The organism is Gilliamella sp. ESL0441 (genome assembly GCF_019469185.1).
Lineage (GTDB): Bacteria > Pseudomonadota > Gammaproteobacteria > Enterobacterales > Orbaceae > Gilliamella.
The window spans coordinates 1,968,344-1,995,258 of the sequence record NZ_CP048264.1 but is presented as its reverse complement, the minus strand read 5'-3'; the positions used below and the strand labels follow the sequence as shown (position 1 = coordinate 1,995,258).

Annotated in this window: 18 protein-coding genes; 7 read left to right on the top strand and 11 right to left on the bottom strand. The window is 39.7% G+C overall.

Annotation, left to right across the window (positions count from 1 at the left end; all coding sequences use genetic code 11):
* Positions 1-239: 239 nt before the first annotated feature.
* The 8 genes from galM to trmB form a co-directional block, all read right to left on the bottom strand.
* A complete protein-coding gene (galM, locus tag GYM75_RS08960; RefSeq protein ID WP_220215620.1) occupies positions 240-1,235 on the bottom strand; it encodes a galactose-1-epimerase in 996 nt (331 codons plus the stop codon).
* Positions 1,226-2,383 carry a galactokinase gene (galK, locus tag GYM75_RS08955; protein WP_220215619.1) on the bottom strand — a complete coding sequence of 386 codons (1,158 nt, stop codon included), beginning with the start codon at positions 2,381-2,383 and terminating at the stop codon, positions 1,226-1,228. Before galK ends, galM begins: the two co-directional genes overlap by 10 nt.
* Complete coding sequence (gene galT / locus GYM75_RS08950) at positions 2,384-3,433, bottom strand: galactose-1-phosphate uridylyltransferase (RefSeq protein WP_220215618.1); 1,050 nt, start codon at positions 3,431-3,433, stop codon at positions 2,384-2,386.
* A gap of 45 nt (positions 3,434-3,478) precedes the next feature.
* On the bottom strand, positions 3,479-4,495 hold the full coding sequence (gene galE / locus GYM75_RS08945; RefSeq protein ID WP_220215617.1) for a UDP-glucose 4-epimerase GalE: 1,017 nt from the start codon (positions 4,493-4,495) through the stop codon (positions 3,479-3,481).
* 36 nt (positions 4,496-4,531) lie between these two features.
* Positions 4,532-5,812, bottom strand: coding sequence for an MFS transporter (locus GYM75_RS08940; RefSeq protein ID WP_255556763.1), 1,281 nt, complete (start codon positions 5,810-5,812; stop codon positions 4,532-4,534).
* 328 nt (positions 5,813-6,140) lie between these two features.
* Positions 6,141-7,301, bottom strand: coding sequence for a histidine-type phosphatase (locus GYM75_RS08935; protein ID WP_220215616.1), 1,161 nt, complete (start codon positions 7,299-7,301; stop codon positions 6,141-6,143).
* Positions 7,301-8,026: an oxygen-insensitive NADPH nitroreductase gene (nfsA, locus tag GYM75_RS08930; protein ID WP_220215615.1), complete on the bottom strand. Its 726-nt coding sequence runs from the start codon at positions 8,024-8,026 to the stop codon at positions 7,301-7,303. The genes GYM75_RS08935 and nfsA overlap by 1 nt, the downstream gene beginning before the upstream one ends.
* 18 nt (positions 8,027-8,044) lie before the next feature.
* The gene (trmB, locus tag GYM75_RS08925; RefSeq protein WP_220215614.1) at positions 8,045-8,746 is read right to left on the bottom strand and encodes a tRNA (guanosine(46)-N7)-methyltransferase TrmB; all 702 of its coding nucleotides are present in this window, start codon (positions 8,744-8,746) and stop codon (positions 8,045-8,047) included.
* A 270-nt stretch (positions 8,747-9,016) separates the two neighbouring features.
* On the opposite strand from trmB, the gene GYM75_RS08920 reads away from it, so the two are divergent.
* A complete protein-coding gene (locus tag GYM75_RS08920) occupies positions 9,017-9,964 on the top strand; it encodes a ribose-phosphate pyrophosphokinase (RefSeq protein WP_220215613.1) in 948 nt (315 codons plus the stop codon).
* Positions 9,965-10,050: 86 nt separating this feature from the next.
* Positions 10,051-10,635: an aminoacyl-tRNA hydrolase gene (gene pth, locus GYM75_RS08915; protein ID WP_363317374.1), complete on the top strand. Its 585-nt coding sequence runs from the start codon at positions 10,051-10,053 to the stop codon at positions 10,633-10,635.
* Between the two features lie 92 nt (positions 10,636-10,727).
* Here pth and GYM75_RS08910 read toward each other — a convergent pair whose 3' ends face one another.
* Positions 10,728-11,174 carry a DUF3597 domain-containing protein gene (locus GYM75_RS08910; protein ID WP_220215612.1) on the bottom strand — a complete coding sequence of 149 codons (447 nt, stop codon included), beginning with the start codon at positions 11,172-11,174 and terminating at the stop codon, positions 10,728-10,730.
* An 856-nt stretch (positions 11,175-12,030) separates the two neighbouring features.
* Between GYM75_RS08910 and GYM75_RS08905 the strand changes: the two genes are divergently transcribed.
* The 3 genes from GYM75_RS08905 to GYM75_RS08895 all read left to right on the top strand — a co-directional run bounded on the left by GYM75_RS08905 (position 12,031) and on the right by GYM75_RS08895 (position 21,268).
* Entirely contained in the window at positions 12,031-12,234 is a 204-nt protein-coding gene (locus GYM75_RS08905; RefSeq protein WP_220215611.1) for a heavy-metal-associated domain-containing protein, read from the top strand.
* 740 nt (positions 12,235-12,974) lie between these two features.
* Positions 12,975-20,888, top strand: coding sequence for a hemagglutinin repeat-containing protein (locus tag GYM75_RS08900; protein WP_220215610.1), 7,914 nt, complete (start codon positions 12,975-12,977; stop codon positions 20,886-20,888).
* Positions 20,888-21,268 (top strand): hypothetical protein, encoded by a 381-nt coding sequence (locus GYM75_RS08895; RefSeq protein ID WP_220215609.1) that lies wholly within the window; start codon positions 20,888-20,890, stop codon positions 21,266-21,268. The genes GYM75_RS08900 and GYM75_RS08895 overlap by 1 nt, the downstream gene beginning before the upstream one ends.
* Positions 21,269-21,317: 49 nt before the next feature.
* On the opposite strand, the gene GYM75_RS08890 is transcribed toward GYM75_RS08895, so the two are convergent.
* A complete protein-coding gene (locus GYM75_RS08890; RefSeq protein WP_220215608.1) occupies positions 21,318-21,545 on the bottom strand; it encodes a SymE family type I addiction module toxin in 228 nt (75 codons plus the stop codon).
* A 94-nt stretch (positions 21,546-21,639) separates the two neighbouring features.
* Positions 21,640-21,999, bottom strand: coding sequence for a helix-turn-helix domain-containing protein (locus tag GYM75_RS08885; RefSeq protein WP_370632178.1), 360 nt, complete (start codon positions 21,997-21,999; stop codon positions 21,640-21,642).
* Between the two features lie 132 nt (positions 22,000-22,131).
* Here GYM75_RS08885 and GYM75_RS08880 point away from each other — a divergent pair, with 132 nt between their 5' ends.
* The gene (locus GYM75_RS08880) at positions 22,132-25,263 is read left to right on the top strand and encodes a CHC2 zinc finger domain-containing protein (protein WP_220215607.1); all 3,132 of its coding nucleotides are present in this window, start codon (positions 22,132-22,134) and stop codon (positions 25,261-25,263) included.
* Positions 25,253-26,335 (top strand): site-specific tyrosine recombinase XerC, encoded by a 1,083-nt coding sequence (gene xerC / locus GYM75_RS08875; RefSeq protein ID WP_220215606.1) that lies wholly within the window; start codon positions 25,253-25,255, stop codon positions 26,333-26,335. Before GYM75_RS08880 ends, xerC begins: the two co-directional genes overlap by 11 nt.
* Positions 26,336-26,915: the final 580 nt, after the last annotated feature.

Genomic DNA, 26,915 nt, shown 5'->3' with positions numbered 1-26,915 from the left:
TCCATTAGCAATGATACTCATATCATACAGAATTCTTAAAAAAATTGTTAGGCTATCGTGAGAAAAACCTGATTTTGATTAATTATTATAGGAAAATGATAATACTTCAAGAATTCAATTGGTTAACCTTTTGAAACAGTGATTTGAATGCTGCTCAATTGTTTTAATGCATTGTTTTTGAACGAATATGTCTTTTATTAAACGTTTGATTAAGATATCTCATCATTAATTCTGTGATTTTAGTTTACCACAAATTGATATGTTGTTTGATGTTGATACGTTTCATCGGATTTCAACCAGCAATTAGGTTGGGGCCAGTTATTGTGATGAGGGCTATCTGGTAGAAATTGTGCTTCTAGTGCGATACCTGCAAAATTGTTATATTCCCCATTATGACGGTTTGGCGTATGTTGCAGATAATTACCGGTATAAACCTGTAATGCAGGTTTGGTCGTCATGACACGCATGGTTACTTTATTATCGGATGAGGTTAATTGTGCAGCAATCGGCTGGGTTTTATCCAATAAATAGGCATGATCATAACCGCCTGTTTTTTGTCGTTCTGGACTATCAAGTAATCGTTCGGATAATCGTTTTGCTTGGCGTAAATCCATATCAAATTTAGTGACGCTAACTAAATTTTCATAGGGGATACCATATTTGTCAACGGGTAAAAATTGACTGGCATTGACTTGTAATGTGTGATTTAGAATATCTTTACTCTTCTCACCATCCAAATTGAAATAAGCATGATTAGTTAAATTAACAATAGTGGTTTGAGATGTCGAAGCTTTGAAAGAGATGATAACCTGATTATTCTCTGTCAATTCATAAGTGACTTCAACTGTTAACTCGCCAGGATAACCTTGATCACCATCACAAGAAACTAAGCTAAATGTCACGTGTTGATTAGATTGAGAGTGAACTTGCCAAACTCGTTTATCAAATCCATCTGCTCCGCCATGTAATTGATTTTTTCCCTCATTAGCGATAAGTTTATAATGTTTACCTTCAATATCAATGGATGCATTGGCAATTCGGTTGGCATAACGACCAACAGTTGCCCCTAGAAAAGCATGTTGTTGTTGATATTGTTCTAGCGAATAACAACCCAGTAATACTTCACGATTGACTTTCTCAACAGGTACTAAGCAAGAGAGCCATGTCGCTCCCCAGTTAGACAATTTAATCTGCATCCCTTGTTTATTAGAAAGTGTGATCAGTTTTAAAGACATATTGCATGCGCTCCTTTACTTGGTTGGCAGATATATATATCTGCTTTAATACCAAATTTATTCTGATAATTATTGTTAACAACGTTTTTTACTGCATCAATCTTGTCTTTATTTACCAATGCAACAATACAGCCACCAAAGCCACCGCCTGTCATACGTACACCACCTTGATCACCGATGACATTGCTAATGATTTCAACCAGATAATCAATTGCTGGTACAGTAATTTCAAAGTCATCTCGCATTGAATTGTGACTTTGCGCCATTAATGTTGATAATAATTTATAATCATGAATTGCAAGTGCATGAGATGCTAGCAAAGTCCGCTCATTTTCGGAAATAACATGATGCGCACGTCTAAAAACAATAGGATCAAGCGTTGGTTTAATTTTTAATAAATCTGATAATGTGGCGTCTCGCAATGCTTTTACGCCAAGTGCTGTTGCTGCTGCTTCACATTGCCTACGACGAGTATTATATTCGCTATCGACTAATCCGCGTTTAATGTTCGAGTTAATAATAACAACAGCCAAATCATCCGGTATTGAAACTGGATGAACAGAGAGCGTACGGCAGTCAATAAGTAAAGCATGATGTTCCTGTCCAAGTGCCGAGATTAATTGATCCATAATTCCACAATTGCAACCAACAAACTGATTTTCAGCTTCCTGACCGATTAATGCTAATTTAGTGCCATCTAAAGGTAAATTATTTAGAACTTGAAACATCTTTCCGATAGCCACCTCAAGCGAAGCCGATGAACTCAATCCTGCACCTTGGGGGACATTACCGCTAATTGCTAAATCAACACCATAAAGCGTATTTGTATAGTTTTGTAAATATTTAACCACACCTCGAACATAATTAGCCCATTGGTATTGAGGATGCTTTTCAATGGGGGAATCTAACCAAAATTCATCTTGTTGATTATCATAGTCAACGGCAATTACACGTATTAATTTATCGGTACGTTTATGACCGCTTATTACTGTGCCATAATTAATTGCACAAGGTAATACAAACCCATCGTTATAATCGGTATGTTCACCAATCAAATTAACCCGGCCAGGAGCTTGTACTGTGGTGTCGGATTGATAACCAAATTGAGTTGCAAATGCTTGTTTAGTTTTATCGATTAATGCTTTCATCTATTTATCCTTTCTTTCTTTATAATGGATATCACTCACATTACGCAGTCTTTCAGCTGCCTGTTCAGGTGTTAAATCCCGCTGCACTTCAGCTAACATCTCGTAACCGACCATAAATTTTTTGACTGTCGCTGAACGGAGTAAAGGTGGGTAGAAATGTGCATGTACTTGCCAGTATTCAGTTTTATCTTTCACAAATGGCGCGCCATGCCATCCCATAGAATAAGGGAAAGAACAATTGAACAAATTATCATAACGACTTGTTAATTTTTTCAGCGCAACCGCTAAATCAATTTGTTGGTTTTCGGTTAATAAAGTTAATTGTGCAATATGCGTTTTGGGTAATAATAACGTTTCAAAAGGCCATATTGCCCAGAAAGGCACGACAGCAAGCCAATGTTCAGTTTCAACGACTATTCGCTCACGATAGATCAATTCTTTTTCAACATAATCAACTAATAAATTTCGGTGATAAGTTTCAAAATAATGACGCATATTCTCGTCTTCACGTTTAATTTCGTTCGGTATAAAGCTATTTGCCCAAATCTGTCCGTGCGGATGAGGATTGGAGCATCCCATTGCTGCTCCTTTATTCTCGAATATTTGTACCCAAGGATAATTTTGACTTAATTCTTTTTGCTGTGATATCCATGTTTTAATCACGCCCTCAATTGCCGTTAAGTCTAACTCCGGCAGGGTTTTGCCATGATCGGGAGAAAAACAGATTACTCGACTGGTTCCTTTGGCGCTTTGCATTTGAAAAAGCGGATCATCAGTTGGCAGCAAATCAGGGGTATTATCCATTAATGCGGCAAAATCATTGGTAAAGACAAAAGTGCCTGTATAGTCGGGATTTTTATCACCCGTGACCCGTTTATTGCTGGGGCACAAAAAACAGTTGGGATCGTAACTGGGTTTTTGTTCTTGATTTAGTGCTTCTTGTTGACCTTGCCAAGGTCGCTTAGCTCTATGCGGTGAAACTAAAACCCATTGATCGGTTAATGGGTTATACCGACGGTGAGGATGATCAATAGGATTAAACGTCTCCATTTTTGCCTCTTTATAATTCTGCTTGAATTAATGTTTACTTGTTTTTCATTCAGGATAACCTTGTGGGTTATTCAATTGCCAGTGCCAAGAATCTTTTACCATATCGTCAAGTGTTAATTTAGTTTTCCAGCCAAGCATTTGCTCTGCTTTTTTCGCATCAGCCCAAAATGCGGGTAAATCGCCTGCACGTCTTGGAGCAAAATGCCAGTTAAGTGGTTTGCCAGATGCTTTTTCAAAAGCATTGATGACTTGTAAAACACTATAACCCACTCCAGAACCTAAATTATAGATATGAACGCCAGTGTTATTTCGATCTGCTTTTAATGCGGCAATATGCCCATCCGCTAAATCAACGACATGAATAAAATCCCGTACACATGTACCATCTTCTGTGGGGTAATCACTTCCGTAAACTGCTAATGATTCCCGTTTACCTACTGCGACTTGAGTAATATAAGGCATAAGATTATTAGGGATACCGAGTGGATCTTCTCCCATTAAACCACTTGGATGAGCGCCAACAGGATTGAAGTAACGTAGTAAAGTTAATGACCAATCGGGTTCGGCTATGCCTAAATCCATGATGCACTGTTCAACCATTAATTTACTTTTACCATAAGGGCTAGTTGGTAATCCTTGTGGCAGGGTTTCAACATAAGGTACAGGTGCTAATTCTCCATAAACAGTTGCTGATGAACTAAAAACTAATTGTTTGACGCCTGCATTTCGCATGGCTTTCATTAAAACAATACTGCCATAAACATTATTTTCATAATATTCAAGGGGTTTATATACCGATTCACCGACGGCTTTTAAACCAGCAAAATGGATTACGGCTTGAATGTCTTGTTCTTCAAAAATTCTAGCTAATAAATTAGCATCACAGACATCACCTTGATAAAATTTAATAGATTGTCCTGTTATTTGTTCTATTCTATCTATTACCGATGCTTTACTATTAAATAAATTATCAATGATAATAGGCGTGTAACCCGCTTTAATTAATTGAACACACGTATGGCTTCCTATATATCCACAACCGCCTGTTACTAATATCTTCATATTGAAACCTCAATTCATCTTAAACGTTATAGTCAGTTATTGTTGTATTTCTGACGGCTGCTTGTTTTTGTGAATAAACAGATCCCAAGGTCCCCGTCCAGATAATGTAAAAGAGGAGATTAGCGTAAAGCTAAATGCAATTAATCCAAGAACTAAATATGCTCCTTCAAATCCAATTTTAACATACATTTGCCCTGCAAAGGTGGACATAAACATAATAGCAAGTTGTTTTGCAAAGCAAAATGCAATTAAATAGACTGTAGCCGATAATCGAATAGGAAAGTGTTTAGTGATATATTTGAATGCGCCGACAAGTAATAGTGGTGCTTCAAACATATGTAAGGTTTTCAGAATAATAACTTCAACGGCTGTACTTGCAAAGGCTGAGCCAGTTATACGGATTGACATAATAGCTCCGGCAACTAACAATGTATTTTTACTCCCTATTTTTTTCACAATCCATGGTGCAATGAACATTACAGTAGCATTTAAAAATTCACCCAGTGTGGTGACATAACCAAAGGCCTCGCGACCGATTTGTTCACTTGAAAAAAACGACGTAAAAAAGTTAGCAAATTGCTGATCAAAAACATCATAAGTACAGGCAACACCGATAATATAAAGCATAAAAAACCATATTTTTGGCATTTTTAACAAATCGACAGCCAGTTTTAAATTAAATGAATCACTTTTATTTAATCCCATTTGTTCAACGATATCGGTTGTAGTGGTTTTTGCCGGATCAGCTAATTTCACTAAAATAAGTAGAATTAATGCAAAACCGGAACATAACCAATAAACTGCGTTGACATTTTTCGAAATCATAATTCCAACAAATGATGCACAAATTGCCCAACCAAAACAGCCAAACATGCGGCAACGCCCAAATTCAAAACCACTGCGCCGACTTATTTTTTCAACCAGCGCTTCAATAGCAGGCGCACCTCCACTAAAGACCATTCCAAGATATAATCCTCCCACTATTGCGCCGACAGTGACATTAAATTGTAGAAGGGGCCCTAACACAAAAATAAAAAATGGACCAAACAGCACTAACAATAAAGTAATGAGCCAAAGGAGATGTTTTTTGAGTCCTAATTTATCTGATATCAATCCAAATAAAGGCTGAAAGAATAATGCAAAAAAAGAAATAAAAGAAAAAACATAACCTGTTTTTGCTTCATCAAGTCCGTTCATTTTCAACCAAACGGGAAAAAAAGGGCAATAGGCGCCCATAATAAAAAAGTAGAGAAAGAAATAAAAACTGAAAATCCAATAATTCTTATTATGCATTGTAGCCTTAATATTTTGATTCATAATTTACTTCCTTTAATAAAATTTGAATGAATACGCATTCATCAAGAAACCGATTACAATTGATTAAAAAATAAAATTGCTCAGTTCTATATTGAATATTATCACCATAAAATGATGAAAAAAGTGATCTAGATAACACTTTATGAAATCGGTTACATTTGTAAGTGAAACCGTTTTCATCCATTCTATCAACTCATTGAAGATTAAGGTGGGGATGACTTTTAGGTTAGACAATGTAAAAGGGGGGTAACAATAACGAGTTGTTAAATGTTAAAATCATCTCACGCCATGTATGATAAATACTGACGTGAGTAATGAATTGATTAAATCATCCTTTAAATATGTTTAAACGCTGCTGAAAATCATGCCAGTGATAAAAACCATCTTGATTTTGCATGGCATTTTTAAGCTGCAACGTAAAATGTTGTGGTGGGTTATTCATACTGATTTGAGCACCGCTAAATAGTTGTTCAAAGCTTTGATAAACATATTCGGCTTTGAAGTAGTGTGTTCCAGACTCTAAATGACGAAAACGTTGTAAAATGACTTTACCACCGATTGGCGTTGTTTCGTATTGATTCGGTAACTGATAATGTTCAAAATCTAATGCGCCGAATAATGAAGCAATTGTACTATCATGTCCCACAAGTAAATGAATTTTTCGATCATCATGAAGCATAAGATTGTTTATCATATTAATCAATTCTGCAGCGGAATGTTTGGCAAGCGTTTTAGTTCGACAGACTAAGTTTAGATATTGATTACGTATCTGAATAAGTTGTTGCCATTGCGCTAGGCTATTGATTCTTCCCCACGCAATCTGTTCCTTAGGAAAGCCCGAATAATATTGTAATAAAAATGCATCCACTGCACTAATGCCAATCGCTAATGCACCTAAAAGAGCCGGTTCTTCATGCTTTTTTAAATAAACTTCAACAGGAATATCGGCTAAATCACATTGATATTGTGCATAAAATTTGGAATGTTTATAGTCTAAAATATCGGCTAAAATTTCATAAGCAGGTGCTAAATTTTTATAGATTGATTCTGCTGTAACAGTTTCATCAATCTCCTTAATAACCGCTTGCTTAAATTCGTCAGAGTCGATGCGTAAACTCGGGTCAAACATGGAGTCCATTTTTTCAATAGGATATTTATGCTTTATGGCAATATCGTATCCAGCAAAAGCACCGGCTGTCAAAAATTGAGCTGTAGCAACCGTTCTTTGTAGACTATTTGCATATACAAACACATCAGAATCATCTGCACTGTATTTTATATTTTGATTCTCAAGCCATGTCGCTAAGTATCGTCCAAAATAAACTTCTAGCGCACCGCCTCGGGTAGTTAAATAACCATAAGGGTGATCCCATTCAGGCCATTTAAATGGCGTAGCTTGTTCTAAAAATTCAAGTGTATTTTGTAATGGTGTACGGATTCCATGTCGGCTTAATATGACGACTTTATCCAATTGGTAGCGATTGTTCATTATTGTTTCACCCAGCCTTGTTGATGTAAATAGTTGAGAATAAATTCTCGTTGTCCTTTGTAGATCGTTTCAGCTATTTTGTTACTCCATCCGCCTTCTTTTTGATTAGAACTACGAGTTTGATAATAATCCTCTATTTGCTCATCATACTGTGCCAATAATGTCTGATTGATTGGTTGATATTGATTTTCGAAAAAGATTAATTCACTCGGTAATCTAGGTTTCATTTCGGGTTCTTGATCTGGATACCCAATACAGAGACCAAAAAGGGGGATAACATATTTTGGCAAGGCTAGTAATTGGGTCACTTCAGATATATTATTACGTAAACCACCAATATAGACTGTACCTAATCCTAACGATTGCGCAGCAATAACCGTATTTTGCGCCATCAAGGCGGTATCAATACAACCGACTAAAAGTTGTTCGGCTCGTTCAAGAGGAATCGTTGCATCAATTTGAAAATGTCGATTAAAATCGGCACAAAACACCCAAAATTCGGGAGCTTGATAAATATAATTTTGATCACCTGAATAGTGAGCTAATTTTTTTCGCTTATCACTGTCTGTGATACGAATAATGGTTGAACATTGAAGAAAGTTAGAACTCGGAGCCGATTGTGCTGCTTGAATCATCGATGCTATTTGCTTTTGCGTCAATGGGGTGGGTTTATAAGCACGAATTGAACGACGATGATAAATGAAATCAAGAGTTTGATTTTCCATAACGGCTCCTTAATAACGTTATTGTTTTTGAAACTGTAAATCCCAAACACCATGACCAAGATTTTGACCTCTTTTTTCAAACTTGGTAATAGGTCGGTCTGCTGGTCTTGGAATATAATCTCCTGTTGATGATAAATTTTTATAACCTGTCGCTTGATTCAACACTTCAAGCATATGTTCGGCATAATGTTGCCAATCTGTTGCCAGATGTAAAATACCATTAACTTTTAATTTACGTCTGATAAGTTCGACAAAAGCAGGCTGAATAATTCGACGCTTGTTGTGCCTTGCTTTATGCCAAGGGTCAGGGAAAAATATTTGTACCTTATCTAACGAATTATCTGCAATCATATTTTCTAAAACTTCGACTGCATCATGGCACATCACATTTAAGTTTGATAATTGATTTTCTTCAATTGCCATCAAACAAGCTCCGACCCCCGGTTTATGTACTTCAATACCTAAAAAAGATTTCTCGGGGGCATTTTTTGCCATTTCGATGAGCGATGCCCCCATTCCAAATCCAATTTCTAAAACGACGTGTTGATTAGGTTTAAAGTGAATAGGGGAACTAGCATTATATTCGACCCCAAATACGGGCCACAAATTTTGTAAAGCTTGTTCTTGACCTTTGGTCAAGCGACCTTGTCGTAGCACAAAACTGCGTATTGTTCGTTTCGGTTTTTGTTCTTCAATATCTGTATGTAATTGTTCTGCCATTAGATTATCTACTTGTGTTATAAAATTGATTCAAGCTAATTGAAAGCTACTATAAAATAGCGATGATGAATTAGTTTACTCGATTTTAAGTTGACGTCAAAAAACATATTTTAACAAAATTACTCCTACACTTTTTTGCTAGGCAGGTTAAATTATTTTGATAATTTTTTATAATGTAGTTGAGCATGATCACTAAATGATTATATAATTGTCACTCCGAATTAACCGATTACGAATGCGTAATCATGTTTACATGCTTGAGGATTTCTCGTGCCTGATATGAAGCTTTTTGCTGGTAATGCCACTCCTGAGCTAGCAAAGCGTATAGCTAATCGTCTTTATACTTCTCTTGGTGATATTGTCGTTGGTCGTTTTAGCGATGGAGAAGTAAATGTTCAAATCAATGAAAATGTCCGTGGTGAGGATGTTTTTATCATTCAATCAACTTGTGCACCAACCAATGATAATTTAATGGAATTGCTCGTTATGATTGATGCAATGCGTCGAGCATCTGCAGGTCGTATTACAGCAGTTATTCCTTATTTCGGTTATGCAAGACAAGATCGTCGAGTGCGTTCTGCACGGGTTCCGATCACAGCTAAAGTGGTTGCTGACTTTTTATCAACTGTTGGTGTTGATAGGGTATTAACGGTTGATCTTCATGCTGAACAGATCCAAGGCTTTTTTGATGTGCCAGTGGATAATGTATTTGGTAGCCCCGTGATTTTAGAAGATATGCTACAACGTGATTTTGAACGCCCAATTGTTGTCTCTCCAGATATTGGCGGGGTGGTGCGTGCTCGTGCCATAGCAAAACTATTGAATGATACCGATATGGCTATTATCGATAAACGTCGTCAACGTGCTAATGAAGCTGAAGTGATGAATATTATTGGTGATGTTGCCGATAGAGATTGTATTTTAGTTGATGATATGATTGATACAGCTGGAACACTTTGCAAAGCGGCTGATGCATTAAAAGCACGTGGTGCTAAAAGAGTATTTGCCTACGCAACGCATCCGATTTTTTCGGGTAAAGCAGTCACTAATATCAAAAACTCAGCCATTGATGAAATAGTTGTTTGTGATACTATTCCATTAACAGCTGAAGTTAAAGCATTGCAAAATGTACGTCAATTAACATTATCAGGAATGTTAGCGGAAGCAATTCGTCGCATAAGCAACGAAGAATCGATTTCTGCAATGTTCCATCAATAATTGATTTTTAATGATAAAAATGCCCCGTTTTTGGGGCTTTTTCAATTTAACATCTTCAAATAATAACACTAAATAATTAAAACATCATGACAACCATAAAACTTATCGTAGGACTTGCTAATCCTGGAAACGAATATGCCCAAACTCGACATAATGCAGGGGCATGGTATGTTGATTTGCTTGCACAACGTTATCAACAACCTTTAAAAAACGATCCCAAATTTTTTGGTTATAGTTCACGTATAAACATCGCAGGAAATGATATACGTTTATTAGTACCTACTACGTTTATGAATTTAAGTGGCAAAGCTGTTCAAGCGATGGCTTCATTTTATCAGATAAAACCAGAAGAAATCTTAGTTGCGCATGATGAGCTTGATTTAAATCCGGGGATTGCGAAGTTAAAATTTGGTGGGAGTCATGGCGGTCACAATGGTTTAAAAGATATTGCTAGCAAATTAGGTAATAATCCGAATTTCTATCGATTAAGAATCGGTATCGGGCATCCGGGTGATAAAAATAAAGTGGTCGGTTTTGTATTAAATAAGCCTTCTAAACCAGAACAGGAATTAATAGATAAAGCAATTGATGAATCTGCACGCTGCACAGATATTTTATTATCCCAAAGTCTAGAAGCAGCAATGAATCGACTACACGCTTTCAAAGCTTAATAAATTTAATTGAAACTAATTTATATCAAAGTTATCGATTAAAAAATCCACCTGAAGATCAGGTGGATAACAAATCACGTATCAATCTTGAATTAAGAAAATAAATGAGTGATATTACCGCCTTTTTCAGCAATTCGTTTAAATACTTCTTTGATTAACCAAGTATTCATTGCTGCGGTATCATCAGTACTGCCTGTATAATTAAGCTCTTTTGCCAATTTTTTACGAGCATCTAGACTATTATCTATTCCTAATAATTTTAGCAGATCAACAATCGATGTTTTCCAGTTAAGTTTCTCAGGAAATTTACTCGCTAAATTATTAAGAATTGACATAACATCCACGTCAGAGATTGGCGTTTGGTTGTCTGAATGTTGTTGATTTTGATTTTGGTCTTGATTCTGATTATTTGATGCTGTTGCATCTTTATCATGACCTGTAATGCTGTTGACTTGATTTTTAACAGCGTCAGCGACATTACCGACAGCTGCTTGAGCACTTGGAAAGATTTTAGAAAAAATATTATTTAAGATACCCAAATTACACCCCCCTATGTTTAAACTGCTTTTGAAAAAACTGCTTAACTATTCAGATGTACAAAATATCGCCTTTAGTATAACGTTTTAGTAACAATAGTGTCAAAGAAGTTCTGGATTAATAGCATTTTTTGTTGTTGATTCAGAAGTAAATAAAATAAATGCATCGAAAAATTTATATATAGAAAAACAGAAATTGAATTATAAATTAAGACAATTATTTTTTAAAACTTAAGCAGTTTACGAATCACTAATTATTTATAATAACGATATTAATCCAAGATTATTCAATTTATTGTCCAATAATAGTAAAAGGTATTGGAAACTAATTGATTTAAAACATTACGTTATTTGCAGGATGATAATTTATTGGAGTCAGTTTTCTCGAAACAGAAAATTGTGTATGATAAAACAACTGATGTCATTGTCGCTTTCTTAAATGAAAAATTCTTTTTCGCAAACAATATAGATTATCTTGCAAAATTTTAGCTTTATTAACTTTTCAATGCGAAATTCTTTGTTGTTTCACAAAAATTGTGGCGATAACAAATTGGTTTGAACGTTATTAAAATGAAGTACAATCTAAATTGGATAATCCGACTCCAGCCACGAGCTTGATCATGTGTCAAAAGATACTTATAAGTATGATGAAAATGATTTATTTGACACCGTAAAAAATGCTTCGGGGATAGATGCCAATCAATTGTTATAATATTTGGGTTTAATGATAGCTGTTCTGAATATATATAATTATTTTACTACAAGGTAGAACAGTACAATTTAATAAATAAGTTAATTGATTTATTATTTAGTCTTCTTAATTTTTTAACTAAGATTTAATTTAAAAGAGAGGTCAATCATGAAATTAATTGTCGATAATATGAGTTGCCAGCACTGTGTTAATGCCATTACCAAAGCGATTAATGATATTGATCCAAAAGCGAAAGTAACCATAGATTTAGCCATACATGAAGTTGATATTGAGGGTGGAACCATATCCCAAGAAGCCGCTATAGCTGCTATTAATGAAGCAGGGTATGAATTTGTGGGAATTTCGTATTAATTGTTAAAAGTTTTACTTGGTATTTTTTTCGGGCGATTGAGGTAAACTTGATTTTATTGAGGTTTAATCTGCGTCCGATTCAAAGTAACATATTGACTTATTTTAATATTATTCATATAAGATACAATTATTATTTAACTAATATTGATAACGATTCAAAGCAGGTTTGATATTGATTAGATAGTTAAATATTGAATAAAATACAACCCTAAAATCATCTGAATCTACTTCATTTTCCTCCAATATTATCGTTTTCATCTAAAACAAGATTATTTGATGATCTATCTCGGATCAATATTTGCCAAATAAATGTAGACAAACTAATCTTCTTTACAGTAATATGCTAAAGTGTAAATTTATAGTAATAAGTGTTAATATTATTTAAGTTTTGTGTTTCGGTATTGTTTTTTTAGATTGGTGTCTTGAAAATTTTTGCGTTTGTATCTTTTATTAATATAGCTTTAACTAATTGATTATCAAAGACCTATTTGCTTGTGGGATTAAAGCAAAATACTTCAAAAGCCTTATACCATATACCCTCAAATAATCATTTATTACCATTCAATGTTAACTGATTTATCTATTTACTCATTAGGTTTGTTTAGTCAGTACGTTATTTTTTATGCAAAAATAAACAAAGATTACAACAAAACCATGAATAAATTGAACTGTTTTAATTAAACCAAACCAAAATGGATAAATACAGCAAGATTAAAAGTATTTTGTAAGGAATATAGAACATGAACAAGTATTTATATCGGGTTATCTTTAATAAAAAACGTGGCATACAGATGGTGGTGGCTGACATAGCAAAAACCCCTACCGGTCACGAAAAATCAACATCAGGTTTAGGTCAGACTTTATCTAAATCCGTGTTGGCAACATTAAAACCGGTTACCTTGTTGATGTCGATATCATTCGGGTTTGTCACCCTCTCTTTACCGGCTCATGGCAGTCAAATTATTGCCGACCCGCAGGCAAAGAAAACGCAGCAGGCGCAAGTTATTCAGGCGGCGAATGGGGTCACGCAGGTTAATATTCAGACGCCAAACAAAAAAGGGCTTTCTCATAATAAATACAAGCAGTTTGATGTTTCACAGCGTGGGGTGATTTTAAATAACAGCGGCAAAATCACTCAAACTCAGATTGGCGGTTATGTACAAGGTAATGAGTACTTAAAAACAGGCTCAGCAAAAATCATCTTAAACGAAGTCAACTCCCGTAACCCGAGCCAGTTAAATGGTGTCATTGAGGTTGCCGGTCAAAAAGCGCAGGTCATCATCGCCAATCCGTCCGGGATTAGCTGTCACGGATGTGGTTTTATTAACGCAGACCGAAGCACACTCACCACAGGTAAACCGATAATAGACAACGGAGAGTTAACCGGTTATCAGGTTGAGCAGGGGCATATTTCGGTAGCCGGTAAAGGGCTCGACAGCACCGGACAAAGTTACACGGATTTAATTGCGCGTTCAGTGTCAATAAATTCGGCGGTATGGGCCAATGATTTAAATGTGGTGACCGGTCGTAATAAAGTCAGCCGCAATGCACAGACTATCACGCCGTTAGCGGAGGATAACAGTCCAAAACCGGAAGTGGCACTGGATGTGTCAGCACTGGGCGGGATGTATGCCGGTAAAATCCAGATGGTAGGCACCGAGAAAGGGGTTGGGGTCTATAATGAAGGTGAACTGGGCGCACGTACAGGTAGTATCAAGCTCAGCGCTGATGGCAAGATAGTTAATAAAGGTATCATTCAGGCAAATGAACATCTTGTATTCAATAGCCGTAAAGGTATTAACAATCAAAAACAGCTCTATGCTAAAAAAAATATTGATTTAAAAACGCAAGAATCGATTACTAATACTCAAACCATCGTGGCACATAAAAATGTCACATTAACGGCAGACAAGATTGAAAACACTGCAACCGGTACTTTCGTTGCGGGTGTTGATAGTAGTGGAAAACTCAATAATCCGGGCGTATTAAGCTTAAATGCTAATCAGGTCGTATCTAAAGGGAAAAGTTTAGCCGGTCATCAAATCAATATTCAGGCTGGAGACATAGTAAATTTAGATGACAGTCAGCACATTGCAGAAACAGTAAATGTTACAGCTAAGGCGCTCAGCGTTGAGCACGGTATGATTAATGCCGGTCAAAACATCGTTATTAATGTTCAAGACAATATCGTGGCTCGCGAAAGCCAACTCGTTGCTGATAACAATATCAGCATGACAGCCGGAAACATGATTAATCATGAAAGGGCAACAATTGTAGCAAAAGGTGATATTCACGCTCAGGCAAAGCAAATTTCATTAAAACACGCTTCGATTGTATCTGAGAAAGACAGTACTTTTAAGGCAAAGGACAGTATCTTCACGAATGAAGCAAACATTAGCAGTAAAGGTAATCAATCATTTAATGCTTATGAGATTGACAATCATGGTGCGACTTTTTTATCTGAGCAAAATATTGTCATGACCGCGGACAATCAAATCATTAACCATGGAGCGCATTTTACCAGTAACAACCTGATTTCGTTATCTGGTGACCAGATAGATAATCAGCTGGCACATTTTAAAAGTTTAGGTTTAACCGCCATTGATGCTAAAACGGTTAATAATCAGCAATCATCATGGGATGTTAAGCAGCTGGCGTTAAAAGCAACGACACTATTGAATCAACAGGCCAATATGTTAATTCGCCAACAAGCCACTTTTGACGTGGATGACTTTGATAATCGAGCCGCAAAAATTTTAGCGCATGACTTATCTGTTCAGGCAGATAAGCTAAGTGGTGACGGTCAGTTATTGGCGGAGCATGATATAAGATTAAAATTGACTAAAGCTTTTTATAACCAAAATGAAATTATTGCAAACCATGATATCAGTATTGACGCAAACAATACGCTGATTAATGATGGTGTTATTACATCGGGCAACAGTCTTACTTTAACCGGTCAGTCACTGACTAATCATCAAACCGGTGAAATTAGCGGTAATCAGCTTAATTTCAAACATGAAACGCTGACTAACGTAGGTTTAATTGATGGCGAAACATCAAACATTACCGCCACGACGCTGAATAATACCGGTAGCGGGCGTATCTATAGCGACAATTTACAGATTTATGCTCAAACACTGAACAACAGAGCGGATGATAAACAGGCACCGGTAATAGCTGCTCGTCATGATTTTAAAATTAAGGCCGAGACATTAAACAATTATAGCCATGCGTTGTTATTAAGTTTAGGTAAATTAGCTATTGAGGCTGATGTAATTAATAATCATTCTGCACGCATTGAATCCGGTGACGATATGAAAATCAATGCCGGTGAACTTAATAATATTAATGATGATTTTGAAACAGAGCTGGTAAAAGTCAGCGAAGAAAAAAAGCGGGAATATTCTTTTAGAAATAGCAGTCGTCGATACAGTGGTAATGAATATCGAATCCAAAAAGGACATGGCGACAAAAACTACCCTACACTTATTGTGTATAATCCGGATGGCACTGTTCAATCCAGTTATAAATATATTGAATATAAGTACAAACAAACACATTACCAAACTAAAATTATACGAACTGACCCGGCTGAAATTGTCTCAGGTAAAAATTTAGCCATTGATGCTAATCATGTCACCAATATCAACAGTAAGATTTTAGCCGGTGCAACTTTACAATTAACCGCCGGATTACTGGATAATATCGCAGAGAAGGGTATTGACAGATATAATGATAAAGGGTGGCAAATTCGGCATGACCGCGAATGGCACGGAGGATTTGACCGAGATTATGAAGCAGTGGCATTTCCTTCTCGCTATCGAAAAACGATTGAAAAGACACTGGATTTGGATGTAGGGAAAATAGATGACCATCAGGTTATTAACAAGAATACGATTGATGCACGTGAAAAAAATGAAACAGGCATAAAGGTTGATAAGAATGATCAACAACAGATACAAGTTGATTCAGTTAGTACTATAGAGCCTAATGTTAATTTGCCAAATAACAGCTTACATACCGTTAATAAAAATCCACAAAGTAATTATTTAATTGAAACTGACCCACGCTTTACGAACCGTAAAAAATGGTTAAGCTCCGACTATATCACCAGTCGCATCCAATCTGACCCGAATGTCATGCAAAAGCGGTTGGGGGATGGATATTATGAACAACAGCTAATACAACAACAACTAATCGCATTAACAGGGCAGCGGTATCTCAAAGGTTATACAAGTGACATCGAGCAATACAAAGCGTTGATGGATGCGGGGATAATGTATGCTGAGCAATATCAACTTCAACTGGGTGTGGCACTTTCAGCTGAGCAGATGGCAAATTTGACCAGTGATATGGTTTGGTTGGTAAGTAAAACGGTTATCGTTGATGGTAAAGCAGAGCAAGTTCTTGTGCCTCAGGTATATATTGTTAATCGCCCGATGCTTACGACAGACGGAAGTGTATTAGCGGGAAGAGATGTACAAATCAACAGCGATGGTGATATCTATTCAAACGGAAATATTCTTGCTGCGAATAAACTGAATGTACTGGCTGAAAATATAGAGCAGGAAGGGATTTGGAAAGGTGAGAGCATAACGGTTAATGCAAATGACAGTTTGAAAAGCAGTGGCACATTTTATGCGGATAAAGATATTATTTTATCTGCGGTAAATGATATTTCATTAAATACAACAACCCGAACCACAAAGGTTGTGTATGGTGGTAACTATAATATTGAGACGGTGATTGATAAAGTCGCATCTCTACAAAGTAAAGCCGGTGATATTAAGCTACAAGCGGGTCATGATGTTGAAATGAAGGGGGCGATGGTTATTGCCGGCGGTGAAACAAGCCAAACTGAAATAAAAGCAGGTCATGATATTCATCTGGACAAAGTGGAGACTCAATCGCGTTCACATGCCAGTTTTGGGGAAAATGATTACCGAGATATTGACGAAACCCGGGTAGTAGGAACGCAGATAGAGTCGAATGGCAGTATTACTTTACAAGCCGGCCATGATATCCAAACCGATTCGGCGATAGTGTCGGCGAATGATAAGTTAAAGTTGGAAGCGGGCAATGATATTACTTTATCGGCATCGCAAGAGCATACTGCATTAACAGACCGAACGCAGAAAAACAGTAAACGTTTATTAAACAGTAAAACCACAATTAACCATCTTGAAATAGATAATACAACGCAAGTGGGGAGTGAGCTTTATGGTGATGAAATCAGTATAAATGCCGGTCATGATTTAACGGTGAGCGGTAGTCAGGTTGTCGGAACGGGTGATGTGAATTTGCAGGCGGGGAATAATGTTAATATCGATGCTGCAGAAGAATCTTACTATCAATATCAACAAACTATCAAAAAGGAATCAGGTTTATTGAGCGGTGGTGGACTGGGTGTCACCATTGGCAAAATGAAAGAGGATTTAAAACAGACGGATAATGAGCAGGCTTATGTAGGTAGTGTAGTGGGTAGCACTAATGGCAATGTGAATATACAGGCAGGTAAAGATATCAACGTTCGCGGAAGTGACATTATTGCGCAGCAGGATGTTAACTTAAAAGCAGAAAATGTTGAAATCACATCGCTTGATGCGAAAACGACCTATAAAGAAGAGTACAGTTATGAAAAATCCGGATTAACGGTTGCGCTAACGGGGACGGCTGCTAATATTTATGAAGCAGCGCAAGCTCTTGAGCGGGCGAAACATAAAGACAACGATAAGATAATGGCGTTGCAATCGATAAAGTCAGGTTTAACAGTTACAGAAGAGATACAAAATTTACAGCTGAAGAACGATAAAGGTCAAAGTCAAGCCTCGATTGGCGTCAGTGCCATGGTGGGAACGCAACGGACTGAGCGTGAAGTCAATCAGGAACAACATAATGTGATTAGCAGTGGCGTGTCAGCGGGTAAAAATATCAATATTGTTGCCACGGGTGATGCGAATAAAAACGGGGGTGATATCACGTTAAAAGGCAGTGATATCAAAGCCGGCAATGATATTAACCTGACGGCAAATCGTGATTTGAATGTGATTGGAGCGGTAAATACGCAGCACAGTGACCGGGATGAAAAAAGTTATGGTGCGGCGGCAGGTATTCAATTCCAGGTAGGCGGAGATGAAAGTGGTCTGCGGTTTAAAGCGAACGGTAATTTTAGTCGTGAGCGGGAAGTTGCTGACGGCAGTGCATGGACGGAAAGCGTTATTGATGCCAAGAACAAACTGAATATCAAAACGGGCAATGATGTCAATGTGGTGGGTGGTCAGTTGAAAGGCGATACGGTGAAGATGGATGTCGGGAATAACCTGAATATTCAGTCACTGCAAGATACGGATGATTACGACTACGAGAAAATCAGTGCCTCGGTCAGTGGCACGGGAGGCACAGGATTTAGTGCCAATGGTTCGATATCAGCAACGAATATAGACAGTAAATGGGCAAGTGTGACAGACCAGTCGGGGATATTTGCCGGAAAAGGCGGTTATGATATTTATGTGGGTAATAATACTGACTTAAAAGGTGCGGTGATAGCGTCGGAAGCGGAAGATAAAAGTAAGAACAAACTTGATACCGGCACCATCAGCTTCAGTGATATAAAAAACAAGGCTGACTTTAAAGTGACGCATGTTTCGGTGAGTGGGGGAACCGGAGGCCCGGGTGTACCAACGGCTTATCAAAACAGTGATAGTGACTCAAGCACGACAAAATCGGCGGTAGAAAAAGGCGAGTTAATCATCCGCAATAAAGAGCAGCAAAAACAGGATATCAATGAATTAAGTCGGGATACGGAGAGTGCGAATAATCCGCTGAAACAGATATTTGATAAGCAAAAAGAGTTAGACAAAATAGAAACGGTCGAGCTTATCAAAGACATAGCACAGCAGGCAAAAAGTGTAATGAATAAGTATGACCGAATTCAGGCGCAAAATGACGTAGATAAAAATAAGGATGCGTTATCAAAGCTGGAAGCGGAAAAGGCCTATAATAAGCTGAGTGATGCAGAAAAAGCCAAATATAAAACTGTTGAGGATTATTATAATCAGAATAAAGACTACTTCTATTACGTTGCGGTTGATGAGCAGTTAAAAACGAATAGAGAAAATAATAAAAATCTGGGCGGAATGGGGAGTGATGTTAGCAAAGGGATAGACAGTGCGATATCAATAGTGACCGGCATTATCACCGGCAACATCACAGGCGGACTGGCTGGCGCAAGTGCACCTTGGGTCGCGGAGCAGATAAAAATCCAGACAGGAGATAATGAAACTGCCCGTTTAATTTCTCATGCGATTTTGGGTGCGGTGGTCGCTGAACTACAAGGCAACTCAGGACTAGCCGGCGGTGCCGGTGCCGTAACCGGAGAACTTGCTGCGGATATCATACGCAAGCAGCTCTATGGAAAAGACGTTAAGGACTTAACCGAAGCTGAAAAAGAAAACATCAGCGCCTTAGCCCAACTTGCCACCGGACTGGCTGTAGCCAGTGTAGGCGGTGATGTCGGTGATGTCAGCACGGGTATAGCAGCAGGTAAGAATGCGGTTGAGAATAATTATTTAAAAGTTTCCGAAGCAAGACGAAAAGCTGAGTTATCTTGGATAAAACCGAACTGGAAAGGTGAGGAGTTAACGGAAGATGAAAAGAAAGAATTAGAGTACATTGAAAAATTAGATAAAAAACGTGATCTGGTTTTGCTAGAAACTTGTTATGCAGGTAATATATCAAGTTCAGCTTGTCAAGGATTACTACAAGAAGCATGGCAAATGCAAAATGAATATGCCAAAGAAGCTGCAAGAACTATAAGATATAGTGATGTTTACAGGGAAGATTCGAATAACCTTCAAAATATATTGTTAGGATTAGACAAGGATTCAGTAAGTTATTGGAAAGAAATTGAAGCAATATCAAAAGTAAGTGGTAGACCTGTACTTGAAGTTTTAAAGGAATATAGGTGGGCTTTAATAGCGGATTCTGTATCGAAATCTTTAGCTGCATCGATGGGTTATAACGCTAATGCTGGAAAGGGTACGGGTGCTAACAAACCATTAGACAAAACAGCCTTAGAAACGCAACACGGCAAAGGAAATGTCGAGCAAGGTGGTGGACATTATAAAGAGACTAAAGATAAAATACTGGATAATCAGGCTACCAATCAGAAAGCCAACGAAAGTAGCAAATTTGGTGAACATGTAAAAAAAGAACAAGAGATCAATGCTGGAAAGGGAACGACGGTTGTTAAACCAACAGTCACGGCTGAGTTAGAAGTTAATGGTGTTAAATTTAAAGATACTAATCAAAAAGCAAGACCTGCGGACAAGGCAAATGCAAATGAGTCAACACTGATTGCAGATAAAATAAGAGATAAAGAAATAGCTACAGGTAAAGAACTTCCTAATTGGAATATGGCTAATGCACATGCAGAAATAGGTGCAATTCAGCAAGCTCATAATGCAGGACTGGCTAAAGGGGCTGATTTGAAAATTAATGTGGCAGGGAAAGCGATTTGTAGTTATTGCCGTTCGGATATTGTTTCTGCCGCAAAAGCTGCTGATGTTAAATCGGTAACAATATATGAAGCAAAAACAGGGTTAACCTATTATTGGCGACCAGGAATGAAAAAACTTGAGGTACAAAAATAATGAAATTTTTATTGTCATGGGTTATTGAAGATAAAGGTGGTCACACTTATTCTTTTAATTGGGATTTTTTAAAGAATTTACTAATTAATTTAAAAAATTCTCGAGGGAGTATCACATTATCTATAATTGATAGGGAAACAGGAATAACATCGCTACAAACTCAAGCAGAAAATAATAATTATCTACTAACATTAGAAGATGAAACGGAAGATGAAATAGATATAAAATCTTATTTTAATGAGTTAGGTGAACAAGGACAGATTGAAATTCTTGGTGATTATTGGGATAAAAGACAAGTAACTAATGACTATTCAATGATTTTAGATATGTTCTCTCAATATTATTTAACAGGCGATATAAATAGAGATTATATAAAGTAATCTCCTAATCCCCACCTCACCGTGGGGATCTTGTTTTTACTTCCTAGATCTACCTCGCAAGTTCAACAATTAACTTGTTCTGCTCAACTGTAATGATGACCGACTGACCAGCGTAAAAGCCTATCTGCTCAAGCCAGCGTCCTTTAATGGTGATCTGTGGTCGTGGGTTAGGTTTTATGCCTTGCGGCACGTAGCCAATGGTATAAAACCGTTCGTTGGGTTGCGATGCAGGCTCTTTGCCTGTAGCTGATTTTAGCTTAGAATGTGTCTTAGCCATAGTTAACTCCAGTATAGTTAGTTGTGGTTAGCAGGTTAGCGGTGCGTCAACACTGTTAGCCTGCGCTGATTGATGTTACTGCTTGTTTTATTATCTATTCATCCTTCTTTTTGGCCAGCCTTGCTGAGTCCCAGCGCCTTGCCTGGTACTTGATAATCATTCCTTCCAGAACTTCTTTAATGATACTTTGCTCGTTTTCGGGTAGTTGGCTAATCGCCTCAAACTGTAACGAAAGTTCATTCTCAGGCACACGTTCATGTTCATCAAATAATAAAAAATCGGTGCTAACGTTCAATGTCTTAGCAATTTTAGTTAAGGCATCAACAGAAGGCATAGCCTGACCTGTCTCGTACTTCTTCCAGCTATTAGGGTGAAGTCCAATCACCTCGGCGATAGCCTGCTGTGAGAGCCCCCGCTCTTTGCGTAATGTAATTAATCGTTGTGACAGTGACATAGGTGAGTACCATAAAAGTGATTTATCCATATTGTACCCCCTAAAAAAATAACCCCTTGACTAAAGAACACATATATGTGCTAATATAATACATATAAATAGTCTTGACAAGGTTTTATAAGGAGCTTTTTTATGAGTCGTCTCTCAAGTGCCGAACTGGAGCGCTTAAAACAGTCCGTGTCACTGGTTAGCTTGCTTGAGTTGGATGGCTATAAGCTGCGTCGTCAGGGTAAAGACTATGTGATGTGTTGCCCGTTCCATGAGGAGAAAACTGCGTCGTTCTCAGTATCAGTGGCTAAAAACTGTTATCACTGCTTTGGCTGTGGCGTGTCAGGCTCGGTGCTGGACTATGTGATGCAAAGTCAGCGGATGAGTATGGGTAAAGCCATCGGTTATCTTCAGTCCGTATCGGGTCAGCTTCCAACTTTACCTTATTCTTTAGCCGCTCCAACCGAGGGTAAACCCGTCGCTGTTGCGAATACTGAACGTCAGACCTTAACCGACATTGACGACGACGGTCAGGCCTTGCTGCATCAGGTGGTTGAGCACTATCACAACCAGTTATTATCGTCGGTTGAGGCCAAAGAGTGGCTGGTTAAGCGTGGCCTGACTGACCCGGCGTTGTTAACCCATTTTAAACTGGGTTATGCCGGGCTGCACGGTATCGCCCCGGTGATGCCATCAAAAAGCAGTAAAGCCGGTCGCCAGATGCGGGAGCGGCTGGAAGGCTTAGGTGTGGTCAGGGCGTCAACCCATCAGGACCACTTTAGAGGCTGCTTTATGGTGCCGGTAATCGGCTTTAGTGAAGCGGCGAATATGGCACAGCGCGGCAAGGTGCTCCAGCTCTATGGCCGTCGCACTCAGCCGGACTATAAAATCAAATCCGGCAGCCCAAAGCACCTGTATCTGCCGTCTGCGCTTGGTGGTGTGTGGAATGAGGCCTGTCTGGTCGGCTGCGATAGCGTGATACTGTGTGAAGCATTAATCGATGCCATGACGGTATGGTGTGCCGGTTACCGTAATGTTATCTCGTCGTATGGGGTTAACGGCTTTACTGATGACCATCTGGCGGCATTGCTACATCATCAGGTCAAAGCGGTGTATATCGCCTATGACCGGGATGATGCGGGGGATAAAGCCGCAGAGAAACTGGCGGTGATGCTGGCCGAGCACGGTATCTTGTGTTATCGGGTGGTGTTCCCCAAAGGCACGGATGCTAACGAGTTTTTAGTGGCCAGCGGTAACCCGAAAAAGAGCCTTGACCTATTGCTTGAGCAGGCACAGCCGTTGAATGCAGTTACGTCAGTGAATGCCAATGTTGATACTCGCGTTGATGTGGTTGGCACAAGTGCCGATAAAGTTGGTGATGATATCCCTTACCAGACATTACCTAATGGTGAGCTGTTGTTAACGTTCGGTAGTCGTGAGTGGCGGCTTAAAGGCGTTGAGAAAAACCTGTCGGCAACCAGTATGAAAATCCATGCGCAGGTGCGGGATGTGCAAAGTGGCTTGTTCCATATCGACCAGTTAGAGCTGTACCAGGCCAAAGCCAGAAGCCTGTTTATCCGGCAGGCGTGTGGTGAGCTGTCCTTAGATGAATCAGTGATTAAACGTGACCTTGGGCGAATACTGCTGTTACTTGAACAGTTACAGGATAAGGCAATACAGGACAGTATTAATGGTTCGGTTAATAACGGCTCAGGTGTGGTCGTTGAGCTTAACGATGAACAAACGGCGGCAGCCCTTGAGCTACTGCGCCTGCCTTCACTGATTAACCGTGTGGCGGATGACTTAGCTTCATGTGGCGTGGTCGGCGAGCGCAGTAACCTGTTAGCGGGTTATCTTGCCGCCGTCTCTAGAAAGTTAGATAAGCCGCTGGCCGTATTAATCCAGTCATCCAGTGCGGCGGGTAAAAGCAGCCTGATGGATGCGATACTATCACTGATACCGGAGGAGGAGCGGGTGCAATACTCAGCCATGACCGGGCAGAGCCTGTTCTACTTAGGTGAAACTAACCTACAACATAAAATCTTGGCCATCGCCGAAGAGGAAGGGGTACGTCAGGCGGCCTATGCCTTAAAGCTGTTGCAGTCGGATGGCGAGCTGACTATCGCCAGTACCGGCAAGGATGAAAAAAGCGGCAGCCTTGTCACCAAACAATATACGGTCAAAGGCCCGGTGATGTTAATGCTGACGACAACCGCTATCGATGTGGATGAAGAGCTGTTAAACCGCTGCCTTGTGTTATCAGTCAATGAAAGTGAAGACCAAACCAAAGCGATACATGCGCTTCAGCGACAAAGACAAACTCTTGACGGGTTGCTGGCAGAGAGTGAAAAACAGTACCTTACTGAACTGCACCAAAACGCCCAGAGACTGCTAAAACCGCTAAAAGTGGTTAATCCCTATGCGACTGAACTGACGTTCTTATCGGACAAGACCCGCACCCGGCGTGACCATATGAAATACTTAACCCTGATACAGAGTATTACCTTGCTGCATCAATATCAGCGGGAGATAAAACGGGTTGAGCATCGGGGAAAGCTTATCGAATATATCGAAGTGACACTGGATGATATACAGTTAGCTAACGAACTGGCACACGCTATCTTAGGCCGCACGCTCGATGAAATGCCGCCGCAGACAAGAAAGCTGCTTAACCTGCTAAAAGACTGGGTGAAGGCTGAAAGTGAACGTCAGTGTATCAAGCCTTATGAATACCATTTTAGCCGCCGTGAAGTCAGGGCGTACACTCACTGGGGCGATACGCAATTAAAAATCCATCTTGGAAGACTGGTTGAAATGGAGTACCTGAGCCTGTACCGTAAAGGCTTAAGTTACGAGTACAGTCTGTTGTATGATGGTGAAGATAACGGCGACAATCAACAACGTCATCTGTGCGGGTTGTTAGCGGTTGAACAGCTTAAGCAACCGAGGCAAACCGATGATAAAGCACCGTCAGATAAAACAGATAATAAGGTCAATGACAACAAGATAACCCCGGTGGATGATGCAGGCAAAACGAAACGGTCGGGGCAAACTAAAAAGCGGTCGGTGACTGGTCGGGGCAAGGTCGGCGGTCAGTCGGTTAATGACAATACCGCACAAAGCCAGTCTGTATCTGACGTAGATGATAAAGCGGTCGGTGAGGATAACAACGCAACAATCAGAACAAAATCTAAAAAGCGTAAAACCTCACCGCCCGCAGCTACACAAGGCAACCTTAAAGACAGTCATCAACAGGCGGTCAATCATGGCCAATGAAACCCGCAGCCAGCCCAAGCCGCCGATAGGTCGTTATGCACACGAACGTCGCAGCCTGTACAGCCAAATGTTAGCCTTCCTTGAATCGATGTTAATCCGCAACTACTCGCCGAAAACCACCGAGAAATGGCAGGAGATGTTACGGGCGTTCTTAGAGTGGTGTGAGGAAAGAGGCTTAAGCTACCCGAATGAAATCACCTTATCAACGCTTGAAAGCTATCAGCGGCATCTGTTCTATCACCGTAAAACTGACGGCAAGCCATTAAGTACCCGCACCCAGCGCAGCTACTTAGTGCCGATAAAAGCCTGGTTCAAGTGGCTGACAAAATCGCATATCATCCTGTCCAATCCGGCATCAGAGCTTGAGCTACCGCGCAAAGAGTATCGGCTACCTAAAGCGATACTGACAGAAAGCGAAGTTGAAGCCATTATGAATATACCGGATACCAGCGACCTGTTCGGGCTAAGAGACCGCGCCATCCTTGAGGTGTTGTACAGCACAGGCATACGGCGCAGCGAGCTGATTAGCTTAAACAAATACAGCATCGACAGCGAACGCGGCATAATCACAATAAGGCAAGGCAAAGGCCATAAAGACCGAATAATCCCGATAGGCGAACGAGCAATCTACTGGGTTGAGCAATATCAGAATAAAACCCGGCCGCTACTGGAAAGTTACAGTAAGGCAGAAGAAGAGAGTGACGCCCTGTTCCTGACGAAAGAGGGAGAAACGTTCAGCCCTAACCGCCTGAGCCACTTAGTTAGGACGTTGATAGAGAAAGCGAACATCGGTAAAAGCGGCTCCTGTCATCTGCTGCGTCACACCATGGCAACCTTAATGTTAGAGAACGGTGCAGACTTAAGATGGATACAGGCGATGCTGGGACATGCCAGCCCGGAAACCACGCAAATATACACCCAAGTCTCCATCAGAGCCTTAAAAGATATCCATAGTGCCACCCATCCGGCGGCCAGTATGCAGCGGAAAAACATCAGCAGTAAAGCAACGAAAAACACCGGCCGGACAGCCAAAGGCAGGCGGACAAAGGCCACGCAGCTGCCGGACAGTTAGCTGCTTCTGTGAGCCTGCTGAGTACAGTGGACGCAACAGCCGGGCGTCCTGCCCGCCTCTTGCTTAGCCAGCTTCAGTGTGTGCGGGGGTAAATGGTCAACCGGCAAAAAGTCACCGCACAACCTACCCGCCTGGGGTGTTGCCGCTTGCCCATTCAACATAATGTGGGGGGATTATACGCACGGCGCCAAATGGCACGACAACACAGCCTAAACCTAAGTGAGTGGCTTAATGCGTATAATCCACATTATGTCTTACGCCCCCGCAATGGGCTTTTTAGTGCCGAGAGGGGCACAAGTTCGCCTGTCAGCCAGCTGTCAGTCAAACTTATGCGGTTAACAAAGGCAATCCACATCAGTGACGAACTCGCCGGCGTCCTGCCGGCTCAAACAAAGAGCAATAATGCCACAAGGCTGCGCCTTGTCTGGTTTACACCCCGCCCATCCCCAAGTAAGCCAACGCTGCGCTCGGCTCGCAGTCGCAATCGCTCCTTGCTCCTTGCCGTGCTCGCTATCTTACTTGCCCGTCCGCCCCGCAAGCGGGGCTCCCCACTAAATCTTTATTACGTGGGCTCTATGCC